Genomic DNA, 17,239 nt, shown 5'->3' on the forward strand with positions numbered 1-17,239 from the left:
GTCGACATATTGAATACAGCGCTCCAACTCTGTATCCCGTTGTCATGACGTCAACGAAAGACCAGCCTATGTTTTCCGGTGCGAAGCCAGCCCTGATTGACAATGCCGAACGCGTGCAGAGGATCAAGCGCCTTCGCGCTAAGATGGAGCAGCAGGACGTTACCGCGCTGTTGCTGGGCTCGACCGAAAGCCTGCGCTACTTCACGGGCCTTGTGTGGCACCAGAGCGAGCGCTTGCTGGGCGCTGTTATCACCCCGACATCTCTGCATTATATCGTCCCCGGTTTCGNAAAAAGCCGGGTCGATACGCTGCCTCATATCGATGGTGACGTTCATATCTGGCAGGAGCAGCAGCGCCCCTCCACTCTTGTTGGTTCGCTGGTCGGACGTCAGGGTCGGGTTGCGCTGGATGATGGGCTTCCGCTTTTTATCTACCACAGTCTCGTAAGAGAGCTTGGGCAGGAACGACTGATTGACGGCGGTCCTCTGGTCAGCGGTTTGCGCATTCAGAAATCACTGTCAGAAATCGCCATCATCCAATACGCTATGGATTTGACGCTGGAGGTGCAGAAGCGAGCACACGGGCTGATGAAACCCGGAATCCGCGCCTCCGAAGTAATTCGCTTCATTGATGAACAACATCTGGAGCTTGGTAGAGAAGGCGGCTCCTCATTCTGCATCGTATCTTTCGGGGCAGCCACGTCGCTGCCGCACGGTGCAGATGGCGACCAGACCCTGCAAGAGGGTGACGTCATTCTGGTCGATACCGGTACGCGGATCGATGGCTACCATTCCGATATAACGCGGACCTATGTCCTCGACCAGCCTTCCAGCGATTTTGCGCAGGCATGGTCCATAGAGCGACAGGCACAACAAGCCGTCTTCGATGCCGCAAAACTCGGTGCGCCATGCAGCAATCTGGATAACGCGGCGCGCAGCGTTCTGGTGAAAAACGGGTTGGGGCCTGATTACGCTCTCCCTGGCCTGCCGCATAGAGCCGGTCACGGCCTTGGGCTGGAAATCCACGAAGAGCCTTACATCGTGCGCGGCAACTCGCTTCCGCTGGCCGAAGGCATGTGTTTCTCCAACGAGCCGATGCTGGTCTACCCGGACCGTTTCGGCATTCGTCTGGAAGACCATATTTATATGGGGAGCAACGGTCCAAACTGGTTCACCCGGCCCGCCAAATCACCGACCGAACCTTTCTCCTGNAAACTCGAATAAATTTGCACGATGCATTGCGTCTAAAATATACTTTTCTAACTGCGAATCATATCCCTGGAGCTGACGATGTCCGTTGCCGAAAAAAGAAAAACCAAGACACCTATTCTGGTGGATCGGATCGCGGACTTCATCGNAAAAATAAAAGCCACGAGAAAGCCGGACGGCACATTCGATACGAAAAAAATTGGCGCTCTCTGGAATGAGGAAGTGCGTTTTCATTTTGACAATGGCCGAACGGNAAAGACGCTCGAACTCTACATTGTAAAATATAGATATGCGCTGAAGGATGCCTTCGGTCCAAAGACGACGCCGCTTGCCATCTGCAACATGNAAAAACTACGCGAACGTTTGGATACCTACATTAAGACCGCCGACTATTCTGTGAAAGGTGTTGCCAGTTCAATCGAAGAGAAGCTGGAACGCGCAGGATATAACATGGTTGGGCGCAAACCGCGCTTTTTGCTGCGGGTCTCCGACTTTATCTCGGCCACAAACGGTGTAGCCACGAAACCTGAAATGCAGGCCCTTTGGGATGCCGAGATGGCGTCCATGGGAGACAAGGCGCAAGCCACCGTGATCTCCTACATCACCAAATATCGCAATGCTCTGCGCGAGGCCTTCGGCGACGATCACCCCATGCTGCGTATCGCGGCGGGCACACCCCAGCTTTATGACGAAGCGCGCAAGATCAAGATGGCAAAGATCGCCAACAAGCACGGATCGCTGATAACGTTCGACAACTACGCCGAGGTCATGAGGCGGTGTCGCCGCTATCTGCAATCGTCGGATATCATGACGGTTGCCATCGGGCTGATGGGCACCACNGGGCGACGNCCCTATGAAATCTTCACACAGGCGGAACTGACACCGGCTGCCTATGGCAAGGGCGTTTCGAAATGGAGCGTGCTGTTCAACGGCCAGGCAAAGACGAAGCAGGGCGAAGGCACGAAGTTTGGCGTGACCTATGAAATTCCAGTTCTGGAGCAGTCGAAAATAGTGCTGGACGCCTACAGTCGCCTGCGTGAGAGCAGCGACGGCAAACTGTGGTTCGGTTTGAGCGTGGACGATTTCACGTCCGAGGTGCGTTTGCCATTGCGTGATGCGGTCATCGGCAAATTCGAGGATATCTGGCCGAAGGAAGAACCACCGAAGCCCTATGGCCTGCGCCATCTCTATGCGGAAATCGCCTTCCGCAATTTCGCACCATCCAGCGTCACCAAGAACAGCTATTTCGCCGCCATCCTCGGCCACAACAACAACGACCTCGAAACGTCGCTGTCCTATATGACCTACACGTTTCCAGAGGATGCAGCGGCATCGAAGGCACGCGCCGAAAAGGTCGCTGACCGCACCATCCGCCAAATGGTTGAGGTGAACCGCATCCCGGGCATGCCGCAGACATCGTGATGAGTTCGATGCCTCGCCAGCCGAAGGGGTGGGCAGGATTTACAGCGGCTAAAGATGCGAAATGAACGCGCTTGTTTCTAAATATCCGCGTCTTGCGCCACGGCTTGACAGCCGTGAAATGGCGCTCTAGCAAGATGGAACGTATATTCCAAAAAGGTCCGATGTTCGCATCGATGTTCTACGGACCGGAACCACCATATCGGGAGGAAACGATGGTTACGAGATTGGCTTTGCTGGGCGCCGGGCGCATCGGAAAAGTACACGCCAAGGCGATTGCATCTGACAAACGCGCCAAACTGGTTGCCGTTGTCGATGCGTTTGCCGATGCTGCGCAGGCAATTGCGGATGAAACAGGCGCCAATATCAGCACCATTGATGCCGTGCTGGNAAACGCAGATATCGATGCCGTCATCATCTGCACGCCAACCAATACCCACGCCGATCTGATCGAGCGTTTCGCGCGCGCAGGTAAGGCGATCTTTTGCGAAAAACCGATCGATCTTGATGTCGCACGCGCGCAGTCCTGCATAGATGTCGTTAAGGAAACCGGTGCGAAGATCATGCTCGGCTTCAACCGCCGGTTCGATCCGCATTTCCGCGCAGTTCGCAAGGCCATCGATGACGGTCAAATCGGCAAGGTTGAGATGGTGACGATCACCAGCCGCGATCCGGGTGCGCCGCCACCGGAGTACATTAAGGTATCCGGCGGCATCTTCCGTGACATGACGATCCACGATTTCGACATCGCCCGCTATCTGCTGAGTGAAGAGATCGTCAGCGTTTTCGCCACGGGTTCCGTTCTGGTCGATCCCAAGATCGGTGAACTCGGCGATTACGATAGCGCCAGCATTATTCTAACGACTGAAAGCGGACGCCAGGCAATCATTTCAAACTCGCGCCGCGCCACCTATGGTTATGATCAGCGTATCGAAGTTCACGGCTCGCTTGGCTCGGTTGCCGCAGAAAATCAGCGCCCGGTGTCCATCGAAGTCGCGACCAAGGATGGCTACACCCGCCCACCGCTGCACGACTTCTTTATGACGCGGTATACGGCAGCATACGCAGCGGAAATCACTGCGTTCATCGACGCCATAGAAAATGACGTCGCACCTTCGCCTTCCGCCCAGGATGGCTTGATTGCGCTGAAGCTGGCGGATGCGGCGCTGAAGTCGGTACGCGAAAAAGTACTCGTTCAGATCGCCTGATCACATTCAGGAAGACGCGGCTTATCAGCCTTGCGTCTTCCTGAATGTCATTGACAGCACACTCNAAAAACGACACTTTCCAGACATTCCGAGGGGAGCATCTTAACGATGCTGAGATGGCGCTGAGCCGGACCCTTGAACCTGATCCGGGTCATGCCGGCGTAGGAACGGAACAGTCGCCAACGGCATGCTTTTCTTTTCCGCGCTGAACCTGGGTCTCCGTGATTGTATCTGGAGTTCAATGACCCATGTCGAGNTTTCCAACAGCACAAACCGCAGCAGACCTTCTTGCGCGGTTGCGGCAACGGCGACCAAGGGTTCATTGCCTGATGAACACGGTCGTTCAAAAGTTCACCGCTGATGGCATTACCGCCATTGGCGGTATTCCTTCGATGACCTCCTCGGAAGAAGAAATCGAAAGCTTCGTCTCAACGGTCGACGCCCTGACGATCAATCTCGGCACACTGGACGCGGCGCGNCGCAAGGTCATTCGGATGGCAGTCGAAATTGCCAATGCCCATGGCAAACCATGGATCGTTGATCCCGTGCATTGCGACTACTCACCGTCGCGGCTGGATTTTGCCCATGAACTGATTGCGTTGCGGCCCACCATCGTGCGCGGCAATCTTGCCGAAATAGCGATCATCGGTGATGTCGGCACAGCGTTACGCATCCAGACAGGACCAGAAGACCTGCTTCAGAACACCCATACGAAGGCCAAGATCAGCAACGGCCATCCATGGATGGCAAAGGTTACCGGCACCGGCTGCCTGTCCGGCGGAATTATTGCCGCCTTCATGGCAGTGGAGTCCGACGCTATACTGGCAGCAGCGGCAGCGCTGACCGTGACGGGTGTATCGGCAGAGTTGGCGGCGATCCACGCACGCGGCCCCGGATCATTCGAGGCAGCATTTCTGGATACGCTCTACGCCATAGAGCCCAGCGACATTCTTTCCCTCGCAAGGATTGCTCACCATGAAAATTGATTACAGGCTGAACGCTCTGGTAGACGCATCGCTGGCCAATATCGCGCCTTTGCAGGAGCTTGCGACTGTCGCAGCACGCCACGGCGCGACGATCATCCAGTACCGGGACAAGCATGCCTCGACCCGGCAGATGATCGAGCAGGCGAAACTCATTGTCGACGCCTTGAAGGCAACGGGCGTTCCGCTTGTCATCAATGACCGTGTCGATGTTGCACTCGCTTCAGGTGCAGACGGCGTCCATCTTGGCGCGGACGACATGGATGCCGAGACGGCGCGGCGCTTGCTGGGCGAAAATGCAATTATTGGCCTCACCGTCAAAAACACGGCAGATGCGGAGCGTGCGGCTAAAGCACCGGCAGACTATGCCTGCATCGGTGGTGTTTTCGAGACGGTTTCCAAAGTAAACCCCGACGCGCCGGTGGGGCTGGATGGATTTCGGGAATTGCGCAGCTACCTCAGACACGCCCGCCCTGAAATGCCGGTCGGTGCTATCGCAGGCATTACCCTCGATAGGGTTGCCCCGTTGGTCGACGCTGGCGCAGATGGCGTCGCGGTTATTTCGAGCCTATTTCGTGCTATAGATATTGCTGCCGCAACCGGCAATTTCCGCCGTCAGGTAAACGTCGCTCTGGGAGTGCACGAATGACGTCCATCGCTCTGACGATTGCCGGTTCCGACAGCGGAGGCGGCGCAGGCATTCAAGCCGACCTGAAGACATTTTCGGCACTCGGCGTTTATGGCGCCAGCGTCATCACCGCCATCACAGCCCAGAACACCCGTGGCGTGTCGGCCGTCGAGGATATTTCCATAGCAATGATTGCCGCACAGATGGAGGCCGTTTTTCCTGATCTCGCCATCGGCGCCGTCAAGATTGGCATGGTTTCGCGCATCGAAACCATCGAGACGATTGCCGAACATCTTCGCATCACGAACAAACCTGTGGTGCTGGACCCGGTTATGGTCGCGACATCCGGCGACCGCCTGCTGCAGGAAGAAGCCATCGAAACCCTACGCACCGCTTTGCTGCCTTTGGCCATGCTGGCGACCCCGAATCTGCCGGAAGCAGCGCTTCTCAGTGGCCACCCCATAGCGACAAAGCCCCAAGACGTTGTGCGTCAGGCGGAAGCGATCCTCAAGACTGGCGTTCAGGCAGTACTCATTAAAGGGGGGCATAGTGGCGGGTCGGAAAGTGTCGATCNTTTGCTGGATAGGGATGGGCTGCACGAANTTTCCATGCCCCGCATCGAAACCCGCAACGACCATGGCACCGGCTGCACCTTGGCGGCTGCCATCACCGCAAATCTGGCGCTCGGATATCCCATGGTGGATGCGATAGGACTGGCAAAGGATTATCTGCAGGGCGCACTAGCCGCAGGGCGAGAATTGCATGTCGGCCACGGCCATGGGCCTGTTCACCATTTTTACCGCTGGTGGAACGCCTGACCATCAGCCTCTCGGTTTCGGACTTGCCAGCGCGTTGCGGATGGCAAAGCTGGAGTGAATGCGCGAAACGCCGGGGAGCTTTGAGAGGATATCCTTGTGTACCCGCTCGAAATCGCCAGCGCTTTCCAGCTCGACACGCAGAAAGTAGTCGGAGCCGCCAGTCATCAGATAGCATTCGCGAATTTCCGGATACCTCCGCACCGCGCTTTCGAAACGGTTGAGAAAATCTTCCGTCTGGCGATCAAGTGTAATCTGGATGATCACGGAAATAACGTCGCCGCCAGCGGCACTTCCCGTCAGCGCCGTGTAGCCGCGAATGACACCTTCCCGCTCCAGAATATCGACCCGTCGCAAGCACGCAGATGGCGACAAGCCAACCTCCGCTGCGAGCTTCGCGTTGCTGATGCGGGCATTGAGGCGTAACGCCCTGATGATGTGGCGGTCAGTCGCGTCTAAAGATGACATAGAATCATTTCCATCTGCCGTAGAAAATTGCAATAAATTTGCGATCTTCGAATTATCCACGCATCAAACTGCGAAAATTCGATGATCGTTGCAATAGTCTTGTTTGAAAAATAACAAGGGAACGATGATGGACATGACGATCAGTCGCCAAAAAGCGAGTGGCGGTGCCAGCGGTTATCTAACCATAGATTTGGGTGCCCTTCGCGACAATTTCCTGATGTTGAAGGCGATGGCCCCGAACGCTGTCACCAGTGCCGTGGTCAAGGCCAATGCCTATGGCCTTGGTGCCGATATCGTCGCGCCCGTGCTTTATGATGCCGGTTGCCGCCATTTCTTCGTTGCCCATATTGATGAGGGCATCGCACTTCGCCTTCGCCTGGCAGGCGACGCCGATATCTTCGTTCTGAACGGGTTACAGCCCGACAACGAAACATCCTGCGCCGCGATGTCGCTGACACCTGTCATCAATTCGTTAGAGCAAATGGCACAATGGACGGCCCACGCNAAAATATTGGGCAAGACGTTACCAGCAGCTCTTCAGATCGATACCGGCATGTCCCGGCTGGGCATGGCGCCGTCCGAAGTCGAGACCCTGAAAACCTCGCCCGAATTGCTGGATGGCATCGCGGTGACATTCGTGATGAGCCATCTGGCCTGCGCCGATGAACCGGAGCACATCGCCAATGGCGCGCAATTGACGGTCATGCGGAAGGCGGCACAGATGTTTCCAAATGCCCCGGTGTGTTTCGCCAATTCCGGCGGCATTTTCCTCGGCGCCGATTACCACAATGCCGTCATGCGCCCCGGCATCGCGCTTTATGGCGGCGCGCCTTCCACGCTTAAGCCCAATCCGATGAAGCCAGTCGTGCGGCTGGATGTGGCGGTGGTGCAGACTCGCACCGTGCCCGCCGACACTCTGGTCGGTTATGGCGGTACTTTGCGTACATCAGGTGAAACACGACTTGCCACTATTGCGGCGGGTTATGCGGATGGCCTTCCACGGTCGCTCAGCAGCCGGGGCTCTGCCTATTTCAATGGCGTGCGCCTGCCTATTGCAGGCCGCGTCTCCATGGATAGTATCAGCATCGACATTACCGCGCTGCCGGACGGAACCTTGACCCATGGCAGCCTCGTTCAGATCATAGGGCCTGACCAGTCGCTGGAAGACATTGCCGAGGACGCGGGTACGATTGCCTACGAAATTCTAACGGGCCTTGGCCACCGTTATCGCCGCACATATCTTCAGCCGCAACAGGCTGCCGCAACGAACGCAGACAAGTGAGATGAACATGAACATCACGATTCTCGGAGCCGGTGTCGTCGGCGTCACGTCCGCCTGGTATCTCGCNAAAGCCGGTCACTCGGTCACCGTCATAGACCGCCAGCCAGCAGCAGCACTCGAAACCAGCTTTGCCAATGCGGGCGAGGTTTCGCCCGGTTACTCGTCTCCCTGGGCAGCACCGGGCATTCCCATGAAAGCCGTCAAATGGCTGTTCATGGAGCATTCTCCGCTCATCATTCGCCCGACACTGGACCCCGCCGCCTTGCGCTGGATTGGCCAGATGCTACGCAACTGCACGTCGCAGCGTTACGCCATCAACAAAAGCCGCATGGTGCGGGTGGCGGAATATAGCCGCGATTGCCTGATGGCCTTGCGGCAGCAAACAAACATTCAATACGACCAGCGCACGCAGGGAACACTCGAGGNTTTCCGCACCCAGAAGCAGTTCGATGGCATCGGCAAGGATGTTGCGGTCTTGAAGGCTGGCGGCGTGCCCTATGAGATCTTGGATCGCGATGGCTGTGTGGCAGCGGAGCCGGGTCTTTCCACATCACGCGAAAAGATCGTCGGTGGACTTCGTTTGCCCGGTGACGAAACCGGTGATTGTTTCATGTTCACCACCGAACTTGCAAAGTTGGCCGAAGAGGCTGGCGTCAAGTTCATTTATGATACCGGCATCATGCGACCGATTACCGAAGGCAACCGCGTCAAAGCCATCGAAACGACAAAGGGGATTGTGGAAGCCGGTGTCTTCGTCGGCGCGCTGGGAAGCTATACGCCGCAACTCCTCAAGCATCTCGACATCGATCTGCCGGTCTATCCGGTCAAAGGCTACTCGATCACCGTTCCAATCGTGGACGCCGCACGCGCGCCGATATCCACGGTCATGGATGAAGCCCACAAAATCGCCATGACCCGTCTGGGCGACCGCATCCGGGTGGGCGGTATGGCTGAGATTGCGGGTTACAGCAAGGATCTGCCGGCCAAACGTCAGGCCACATTGACCCATTCCGTGGAGGATTTGTTTGGCGGCGCTGGAGATCAGTCTCAGGCGAAATTCTGGAGTGGTTTGCGGCCAATGACACCGGATGGCACGCCCGTTATCGGCGCCACCCGCTATAGCAACCTCTACCTCAATACGGGGCATGGCACGCTGGGATGGACCATGGCCTGCGGGTCGGCCCAGGTTCTCTCCGATATCATCAGCGGAAAGAAGCCGGAAATCGAAGTCGCAGACCTCGCCATCAGCCGCTATTCGGCGTGATATTCCTTAAAGTGACAGCGCATCCTTGAGGGCCAGTCCCTCTTTGTTGCGCAGGTCGAGATCGGCCTCGATGTGGTCTATATGATGCAGCATCAGGTGTTTCGCCTTGTCGGCGTCACCTGCTTCCAGCGCATCGAGAATGGCCGCGTGGTCACCATNGCCGCAACTCGATATGCCTGAGCGTCCGTAAAGCGCGATAACCAGCGATGAGCGGGCCACGAGCTCGGCCATGAANTTTTCAAGAATGGCGTTACCGGCAACAGCTGCCAGCATCAGGTGAAAATCACCGGATGCCTTGATTTCGGACCGGCGCGCGCTGGGNCCTCGCTCGTGTTGATAGCGCGTTTCTTCGGTCAGATGCGCCCGCATCTCCGCAATGGCCTCCGGCGTCAGACGCTCTATCGCGGCGTGAACAATGCCAGGCTCGATCAGTCTGCGGGACGNAAACACTTGCCGCGCCTCGTCCGGCGTCGGGTTGGAAACGAAAGCACCGCGGTTTCGCTCCGTCTTTACCAATCCCTCAAAAGCCAGCATCTGCAACGAAGCCCGTACGACGGTGCGGCTAACCTCGAACAACGTACCGACCTCCGCCTCTGAAAGCTTCGTGCCCGGCGCCAGACGCCTGTCCACGATGGCGTCGCGCAACGTGTCACGAATGGCCTGAGCTCGATCTTCCTGGCTTGTGTCGGTGTCTGGACTGATATTGGCAATGTTCATGTCGGTATCCGCGCTTCCTTATTCTTTTACTCCGATGTGAGAAAAGTGGAAACAGAAAAGGTTCTCATTTTCTCCGCGGATTGAATACAATCCTTATGCATCATCGCGAACAATCGCATGNTTTTTGGGCATTTCTGCGAGGGCGGCATATCCCGTCCCAAACCGAAAATAAAAATATTATTTTATTTCAATCTCTTACCAGTAACGCACCTGAACTGGCACGGCTTATGCAGAGCACTTTCTGACGAGAAGGGGAACATGCATGAGCAAAGCCGCCGAAATCGATATTGCGTCCGTGTCGAAAGTCTACGGCACCACGACCGCTGTCCACGCGATCAGCCTGAAGATACCGGCGGGCAGTTATTGTTGCCTGTTGGGTCCATCCGGCTGCGGCAAGACATCGACCCTGCGGATGATCGCAGGACACGAGAGCATTTCAAGCGGCGACGTTCGCCTCGGAAACACTGTCGTCACCGATTTTCCACCCGCCAAGCGCGGCACGGCGATGATGTTTCAGTCTTACGCACTTTTCCCGCATCTCGATCTTGTCGACAATGTTGCCTTCAGCTTGAAAATGAAGGGTGTGGGCAAGGAGGCGCGGCGCGCAAAGGCTATGGAAATGCTGCAATTGATGCAGTTGGAGCCCTATGCCAACCGTCGCCCTGCCCAGCTTTCCGGCGGTCAACAGCAGCGTGTCGCGCTCGCCCGTGCCCTCATTACCGATCCCGAAGCTCTTCTGCTGGACGAGCCGCTTTCGGCACTGGACCCGTTTTTGNAAATCCGCATGCGTGCGGAGCTGAAGAAGCTGCAAACAGCGCTGGGCATCACTTTCGTCCATGTCACGCACAGTCAGGAAGAGGCCATGGCACTGGCTGATGTTATCGTCATCATGAATGACGGCCGCATCGAGCAGGCCGCTACCCCGCGTGAGGTTTTCGAGCGTCCCGCCACCAGTTTCGTGGCGCGCTTCATGGGTAACCACAATGTCATTTCAGGCCGTGTCAGGGAAAAGAACGGCGAGTTGGTGACGATGGACGTCGTCGGTGGGGCCTCCTTCAGTGCCGCCGGACAGCCGCCCGAAGATGGCCAGGTGGACATTGCCGTTAGAACCGATCGCGTCCGTATCGGTTCGCAGGACGTGCCGGGTTACGGCTTCACCGGCATTGTTTCCAATGTCGAGTACCACGGCGCAAGCGTCAAAGTCGTCGTCACGGGTGCCGGTATCGAAGACTTCAACGTCGTCCTGAGCGACGTCGCCNTTTTCGNAAAACCAATCAAGGTAGGGGATGCCATAGCCCTTTCCTGGAACCCGGCAGATGCCATCGTGCTCGGCCGAGTCGAGAAATAATCACNAAAATAACCAGAGGAGAATGTGTCATGACCAATACATCCAACACCAAAAAAGGCTTGTCCCGCCGCGGTCTTCTGAAGGCCGGTGCTGCAGCAACCGGTGCCGCCATAGGCTCTGGCCTGATTACCGGCTTCCCGACCATATGGGCGCAGAACCCGATCACGATCCGCCAGTTCGGCACGGGCGTGTCGAACCTCAACGCCATTGCTGAAAAGTGCAAGGCAGACCTCGGCATCACGCTCGAGATGACAGCAACGGATTCGGATGCAGCAGCACAGCGCGCCGTGACTCAGCCGAACTCCTACGATATCGCCGATATCGAATACTGGATCTTGAAGAAGGTCTATCCATCGGGCGTCATCCAGCCGATGGAAATCAAGAAGCTGAAATATTACGACAAAATCGTGCCGCTGTTCAAAAACGGCAAGCTGACGCCAGACAGCGTCATCGCGCAGGGCACCGCGCCGCACACCGTAGGCTATGTAGAAAAGCCGGGCGACAAGAAATTCGCCAAGGGTGAAACCGAATATTTCACGATGGTTCCGACGATCTATAATGCCGACACACTCGGTATTCGTCCCGACCTCGTCGGTCGCGAGATCACCAGCTGGGCCGATATCATGGACCCCGCGTTCAAGGGCAAAGCCTCGATTCTCAACATTCCATCCATCGGCATCATGGACGCCGCCATGATCATGGAAGCCATGGGTAATCTGAAATATGCCGACAAGGGCAATATGACCAAGGAAGAGATCGACAAAACGATCGAGTTCCTTATCAAAGCCAAGAAGGACGGCCAGTTCCGCGCTTTCTGGAAAAGCTTCGATGAAAGCGTCAACCTCATGGCATCTGGCGAAGTCGTCATCCAGTCCATGTGGTCGCCTGCTGTTGCCGCCGTGCGTTCCAAGGGCATCGCCTGCAAATACCAGCCATTGAAGGAAGGCTACCGCTCATGGGGCGGCGGTCTTGGTCTTGCCAAGCACCTCACCGGCGCAAAGCTGGACGCCGCCTATGAATACCTCAACTGGTACACATCCGGCTGGGTCGGCGCTTACCTCAACCGCCAGGGTTATTATTCCGCAGCCATGGACACAGCCAAGGAACACATGTCGGCTGACGAGTGGGGTTACTGGGTCGAAGGCAAGGCCGCACAGGGCGATATCATCGCGCCAGACGGCAAGATCATGGAAAAGGCAGGCGCAGTGCGCGACGGTGGCTCTTTCCAGGAGCGCATGGGCAAGGTCGCCTGCTGGAACTCCGTCATGGACGAAGACCGCTACATGGTTCGCCGCTGGAACGAGTTCATCGCCGCCTGATCAGGCCAAGACGAAAAATGAATGCGCGGATAGTCCTCCGCGCATTCCCTCAACGGGAAACGAGGAGACAGGCCGTGGTAACAGTCAGATTGATCGGCGTCAGCGACAAGACGGAGAAGAAGAGCCGCAGCTTTTCACTTCCACCGAAGCTCGTCGCCTACGTTCAGGCTGCGCCGCTCGCCCTTATTCTCGGATTCTTCCTCGCATTGCCGATCCTGATGATCGCCATCGTCAGTTTCTGGGATTACGACTTTGCCCAGATGTATCCAGGTTTCGTCACCTTCAACTATGGTGAGACGCTGGGCTCCTGGGTCACCTGGCAGACCTATCTCAACACGCTGAAATTTGCGGCCATCGTCTGGGCAATCACGCTGTTTTGCGGCTTCTGGGTCGCCTATTTTCTCGCTTTCCATATTCGCACCACGACCATGCAGATGGTTCTGTTTCTGATCTGCACCGTGCCGTTTCTAACGTCGAACATTATTCGCATGATCTCGTGGATACCGGTCTTGGGACGCAACGGGCTCGTCAACGGCGCCCTCGTCAATATGGGTATAGTGCCCGCCCCGATCGAATGGTTGCTCTATTCGGATTTCGCGGTCGTGCTTGCCATGGTGCACCTCTATACGCTGTTCATGGTCACGCCGATTTTCAACACGCTGATGCGCATAGATAAATCATTGGTGGAAGCTGCCCGTGACGCTGGTGCCACGAGTTGGCAAATCCTCTGGAATGTTATCATTCCCCTTGCCAAACCCGGCATTGCCATCGGCACGATTTTCGTCGTGACACTGGTTATGGCGGATTTCTCGACGGTCCAGGTCATGTCAGGCGGCCAGAGCGCATCCGTGGCGCTGATGATGAAAAATCAGATGTCACTGCTGCAATATCCCGCGGCCGCAGCTAACGCCGTCATCCTGCTGGCGCTCGTCCTGTTGATGGTGGCTGGCATCCTGCGTGTTGTCGATATTAGGAAGGAGCTTTGACATGCATTCTGAAAAACGCGGTCGCGAGTTTTATGTTCTCTGCTTCTTCTTCGCTCTCTTCGTGCTGTTTCTCTATGGCCCATTGTCAGCCATCCTGATCCTTGCTTTTCAAGGCCCCAATGGCGGTTTGACGTTTCCGCTGAACGGACTCTCGGTTCACTGGTTCGGCAATCTCTTCCAGCAACAGGCTGTGGGTGATTTCGGCGGCTCTTTCCGCCGCTCGCTCGCTCTTGGCATCATGGTCATGAGTGCCACGGTGCTGGTGTCACTTCTGGCGGGCCTGGCGTTTCGTCGCAAATTCGTCGGTGCGACGCCGCTGTTTTATCTTTCGGTTGCCAGCCTCGTCGTACCCTCCATCATCATTTCGCTTGGCATCGGCGTTCTCTTCCAGCAACTCGGTCTGGAGCCGGCCTGGTACACGTCCGCNTTTGGCGCGCATATGACATGGACGTTGCCTTTCGGCGTTCTGATCATGCTGGCCGTCTTCAACCGCTTTTCGCCATCCTATGAAGAAGCCGCGCGTGATCTGGGCGCGACGTCCTGGCAGACATTTCGCGAGGTCGTTCTGCCGATGATTGCGCCAAGCCTGATCGGCATTGGCCTCTTCGGCTTTACTCTCTCCTATGACGAATTCGCCCGCACACTCATGACGTCAGGCACTTACAACACGCTGCCACTGGAAATCTACGGTATGACCACCAACGTCACGACGCCGGTGCTCTACGCATTGGGGGCCGTAACAACCCTCTTTTCGTTTCTGGTGATTGCGGGGACCCTCGGTTTCATCGTCTATCTGAACCGACGCCAGTTGAAGGCCTGAACGACACATCATGCGCATTCTCATCGTCAATCCCAATACCACCTCCTCCATGACCGCAACCATTGCCGCTGCCGCAAAAGGCGTGGCCGCCGAGGGCACGGAAATCACAGCCGTCACATCGCTGATGGGGCCTGTCTCCATCGAAGGATATTATGACGAGGTGTTCGCCATTCCCGGCATGCTGGCGGAAATTGCCAAGGGCGAGAAGGCGGGCGCACAAGCCGCCATCATTGCCTGCTTCGACGACACCGGACTGGACGCCGCCCGCGCGCTCGCCAATATTCCGGTCATAGGCATCTGCGAAGCAGCCGTGGCAACGACAGCTTTCATCGCGCAGCGCTTCACCGTCGTCACCACCATGGAGCGGTCACGTCTGCCCATCGAACATCTGGTCCACCGCTACGGCATGAGCGCCCGCGCCAAGGTTCGTGCCGCCGACATTTCGGTGCTGTCGCTGGAAGACCCCAGCTCCAACGCGCTAGAGCGGCTGCGTTCAGAAATCGCCGCCGCCATCCGCGAGGATCGTGCAGAGGCAATCGTGCTGGGCTGTGCTGGTATGGCCGACCTTGCGGCTAAACTCTCTGCCGAATTCGGCGTGCCTGTCGTCGATGGCGTGACGGCTGCGGTCAAACATGCCGAGGGACTGATCACGCTTGGCCTGAAAACCGCAAAGCGGGGAGCATACGCTGCCCCTGTCGACAAGCCGTATCTCGGCATGCTCGATGGTTTTGCACCGGCGGCGATGTTGAACATCTAGCGCGACGACGTCACCTTGCATCGCCACAATTCGTTCAGCACCGGTTCAGCCGAAGGCCATTAATTCTTAACCATTGAATAACAACTGGCAGTTCATTTGCCCTTTGGATGGAAAACGAAAATGGCCTCGTTTGCAGCAAAAACTCTTCTGGCTCTTGCAGTCTCTGCAGCTGTCATCGTTCCCTTGAACTCGGCGTCCGCCGATGACTGGCGTCGCCACAACCGCGATGACGCGCTGCTTGGCGGCGTGCTTGGTCTTGCAGCCGGTGTAGCGGTCGGTTCCGCCCTCGCTCAACCACGTTATTCGGATGAGCGGGTTTATGACGAACCGCCCGTTCGTCACTACCAGACGTACCAGCCGCGCTATACCTATAACGAGCCCGACGATAACTACTATTATCGCCAGGCACCCCGCCCGGTTTACCGCGCGCAGCCTGTTTACAACTCAAGACCTGCCTATCAGCCTCGCCCGACCTACCGCACGATCGAGCCATGGACATCGGCTTGGTATGACTACTGCTCGCAGCGTTATGGCAGCTTCAATTCCCGGACCGGAACCTACATGGGTTACGATGGACAGAACCATTTCTGCGTCGCGGGCTGATCTATCCCACCTCCCCTCACTCCTGTTTCTGTGACAGGGGTGAGGCTTCGGGACCCTATGATGCCTTTTGGACATAGTCCGTCCGGCTGATATTGTGCCGCTGAAGCTTGTCGTAGAACGTCTTGCGGGCAATACCCAGCGCGCCAATGGTCCCGGCGACATCACCGTCGAACTTCTCCAGCGTTTCACGAATGATCTGAGCCTCCTCCCGATCCATTCTTTCGGAAAGTGTTCCTGACGTAACGCGGGCATCGGCGGATGGCTTGTCTGTTGCCGCACCCTCCAGACCCAGAACAATGCGTTCTGCAAAATGGCCAAGCTCGCGGACATTTCCCGGCCAGTCGTGATCATTGAGATAACGCGACACTGTGGAGGTGATGCTCGGCACCGGCATACCGAAACGCGTCGATGCTTTTTTGACAAAGTGTGNAAAAAGCAGCGGAATATCTGCTTTCCGCTCTCGCAGTGGCGGAATGGACAAGGTTACGACATTGAGACGGTAATAGAGATCGTCACGGAAATCTCCCCGCAGCAGCGGGTCTCCCAGATCGACCTTTGCTGCGGCCACCACACGAATATCGACGGCGCGTTCTTCGTTGGAGCCAACGGGGGAAACCTTGCGCATTTCCAGAACTCGTAACATACGGACCTGCACTGCAGGTGGCATGCTTTCGATTTCATCCAGAAACAGTGTGCCGGCACTGGAGTGTTCGATACGGCCAACCCGTTTTTTCTGCGCACCGGTGAATGCGCCAGCCTCGTGGCCGAACAACTCGCTTTCGATCACCGTCTCGGGCAAAGCACCGCAATTCAGAGCAACGAAATTTCCCTGCGCGCGNCGTTTGCTCCAGCGATGAAGGGCCGTCGCAACGACCTCCTTGCCGCTGCCGGTTTCACCGGCCACAAGCACGTCCACATCCGTATCGGCAATGTGGCGCAGCGTGTTGCGCAGCCGCTCCATGGCGGGTGTCTGGCCGATGAGGGGAAGATCGTCTTCCGCCTGCAGGGCCACCCGTTTCAAGGCTCGGNTTTCCATGACGAGATGACGTTTTTCGAGTGCGCGGCGTGCGCTTTCCACCATTCGTTCTGCGGGAAACGGCTTTGAAATGAAATCATAGGCTCCGTTGTGCAGCGCGGCCACCGCCATAGGCACATCACCGTGCCCGGTAATAAGGATGACAGGAAGGTCGGCATCTATCTCACGCACGCGCTCGAAAAACTGCAGACCGTCCATGCCAGGCATACGCACATCGGTGATGACAATACCATCGAAGTCCGTCGAGAGCGCTTCCAGAGCCTGTTCCGCCCTCGGAAACGGCATGACGGTCATGCCTTCCAGCTCCAGCGTCTGGCGCATGGCCTTGCGCAGTTGGGAATCGTCATCGACCAGATAGACAGTACCGATCATCGTCAT

The 17,239-nt window shown here is 56.8% G+C and carries 17 protein-coding genes and 1 riboswitch; of the genes, 14 read left to right on the forward strand and 3 right to left on the reverse strand.

Features of this window, described 5'->3' with window-relative positions; genetic code table 11:
* Positions 1-68: 68 nt before the first annotated feature.
* From CUC55_RS14490 to thiD, 6 genes are all read left to right on the forward strand, one after another.
* Positions 69-1,223 (forward strand): M24 family metallopeptidase, encoded by a 1,155-nt coding sequence (locus CUC55_RS14490; protein WP_103088314.1) that lies wholly within the window; start codon positions 69-71, stop codon positions 1,221-1,223.
* A gap of 66 nt (positions 1,224-1,289) precedes the next feature.
* A complete protein-coding gene (gene telA, locus CUC55_RS23750) occupies positions 1,290-2,630 on the forward strand; it encodes a telomere resolvase TelA (RefSeq protein WP_103088315.1) in 1,341 nt (446 codons plus the stop codon).
* 212 nt (positions 2,631-2,842) lie between these two features.
* The gene (iolG, locus tag CUC55_RS14500) at positions 2,843-3,835 is read left to right on the forward strand and encodes an inositol 2-dehydrogenase (protein ID WP_103088426.1); all 993 of its coding nucleotides are present in this window, start codon (positions 2,843-2,845) and stop codon (positions 3,833-3,835) included.
* Between the two features lie 81 nt (positions 3,836-3,916).
* Positions 3,917-4,020, forward strand: a riboswitch (TPP riboswitch).
* A gap of 63 nt (positions 4,021-4,083) precedes the next feature.
* Positions 4,084-4,821, forward strand: a complete 738-nt coding sequence (locus CUC55_RS14505; protein ID WP_103088316.1) for a hydroxyethylthiazole kinase — start codon at positions 4,084-4,086, stop codon at positions 4,819-4,821.
* Positions 4,811-5,467 (forward strand): thiamine phosphate synthase, encoded by a 657-nt coding sequence (gene thiE, locus CUC55_RS14510; RefSeq protein WP_067646756.1) that lies wholly within the window; start codon positions 4,811-4,813, stop codon positions 5,465-5,467. Before CUC55_RS14505 ends, thiE begins: the two co-directional genes overlap by 11 nt.
* Entirely contained in the window at positions 5,464-6,264 is an 801-nt protein-coding gene (gene thiD / locus CUC55_RS14515; RefSeq protein WP_103088317.1) for a bifunctional hydroxymethylpyrimidine kinase/phosphomethylpyrimidine kinase, read from the forward strand. The genes thiE and thiD overlap by 4 nt, the downstream gene beginning before the upstream one ends.
* 3 nt (positions 6,265-6,267) lie before the next feature.
* Here thiD and CUC55_RS14520 read toward each other — a convergent pair whose 3' ends face one another.
* A complete protein-coding gene (locus tag CUC55_RS14520; protein ID WP_067646764.1) occupies positions 6,268-6,729 on the reverse strand; it encodes an Lrp/AsnC family transcriptional regulator in 462 nt (153 codons plus the stop codon).
* Between the two features lie 127 nt (positions 6,730-6,856).
* Between CUC55_RS14520 and alr the strand changes: the two genes are divergently transcribed.
* Entirely contained in the window at positions 6,857-8,011 is a 1,155-nt protein-coding gene (gene alr / locus CUC55_RS14525; RefSeq protein WP_067647308.1) for an alanine racemase, read from the forward strand.
* A gap of 7 nt (positions 8,012-8,018) precedes the next feature.
* A complete protein-coding gene (locus tag CUC55_RS14530; protein ID WP_103088427.1) occupies positions 8,019-9,275 on the forward strand; it encodes a D-amino acid dehydrogenase in 1,257 nt (418 codons plus the stop codon).
* Positions 9,276-9,281: 6 nt separating this feature from the next.
* Here the strand turns inward: CUC55_RS14530 and CUC55_RS14535 are convergent, their stop codons facing one another.
* Entirely contained in the window at positions 9,282-9,992 is a 711-nt protein-coding gene (locus CUC55_RS14535) for a GntR family transcriptional regulator (RefSeq protein ID WP_103088318.1), read from the reverse strand.
* A 262-nt stretch (positions 9,993-10,254) separates the two neighbouring features.
* On the opposite strand from CUC55_RS14535, the gene CUC55_RS14540 reads away from it, so the two are divergent.
* The 6 genes from CUC55_RS14540 (at position 10,255) to CUC55_RS14565 (ending at position 15,825) form a co-directional block, all read left to right on the forward strand.
* Positions 10,255-11,340, forward strand: a complete 1,086-nt coding sequence (locus CUC55_RS14540; protein WP_103088319.1) for an ABC transporter ATP-binding protein — start codon at positions 10,255-10,257, stop codon at positions 11,338-11,340.
* A gap of 29 nt (positions 11,341-11,369) precedes the next feature.
* Positions 11,370-12,659, forward strand: coding sequence for an ABC transporter substrate-binding protein (locus CUC55_RS14545; protein ID WP_067646773.1), 1,290 nt, complete (start codon positions 11,370-11,372; stop codon positions 12,657-12,659).
* Between the two features lie 74 nt (positions 12,660-12,733).
* A complete protein-coding gene (locus CUC55_RS14550) occupies positions 12,734-13,645 on the forward strand; it encodes an ABC transporter permease (protein ID WP_067646776.1) in 912 nt (303 codons plus the stop codon).
* 1 nt (position 13,646) lies between these two features.
* Positions 13,647-14,465 (forward strand): ABC transporter permease, encoded by an 819-nt coding sequence (locus tag CUC55_RS14555; protein WP_067646781.1) that lies wholly within the window; start codon positions 13,647-13,649, stop codon positions 14,463-14,465.
* A gap of 10 nt (positions 14,466-14,475) precedes the next feature.
* Positions 14,476-15,222: an aspartate/glutamate racemase family protein gene (locus CUC55_RS14560; protein ID WP_067646784.1), complete on the forward strand. Its 747-nt coding sequence runs from the start codon at positions 14,476-14,478 to the stop codon at positions 15,220-15,222.
* A 120-nt stretch (positions 15,223-15,342) separates the two neighbouring features.
* The gene (locus tag CUC55_RS14565; protein ID WP_067646787.1) at positions 15,343-15,825 is read left to right on the forward strand and encodes a BA14K family protein; all 483 of its coding nucleotides are present in this window, start codon (positions 15,343-15,345) and stop codon (positions 15,823-15,825) included.
* Between the two features lie 55 nt (positions 15,826-15,880).
* On the opposite strand, the gene CUC55_RS14570 is transcribed toward CUC55_RS14565, so the two are convergent.
* Positions 15,881-17,239: a sigma-54-dependent transcriptional regulator gene (locus CUC55_RS14570; RefSeq protein WP_103088320.1), complete on the reverse strand. Its 1,359-nt coding sequence runs from the start codon at positions 17,237-17,239 to the stop codon at positions 15,881-15,883.

The organism is Agrobacterium bohemicum (assembly GCF_002896715.1).
Classification (GTDB): Bacteria; Pseudomonadota; Alphaproteobacteria; order Rhizobiales; family Rhizobiaceae; genus Agrobacterium; species Agrobacterium bohemicum.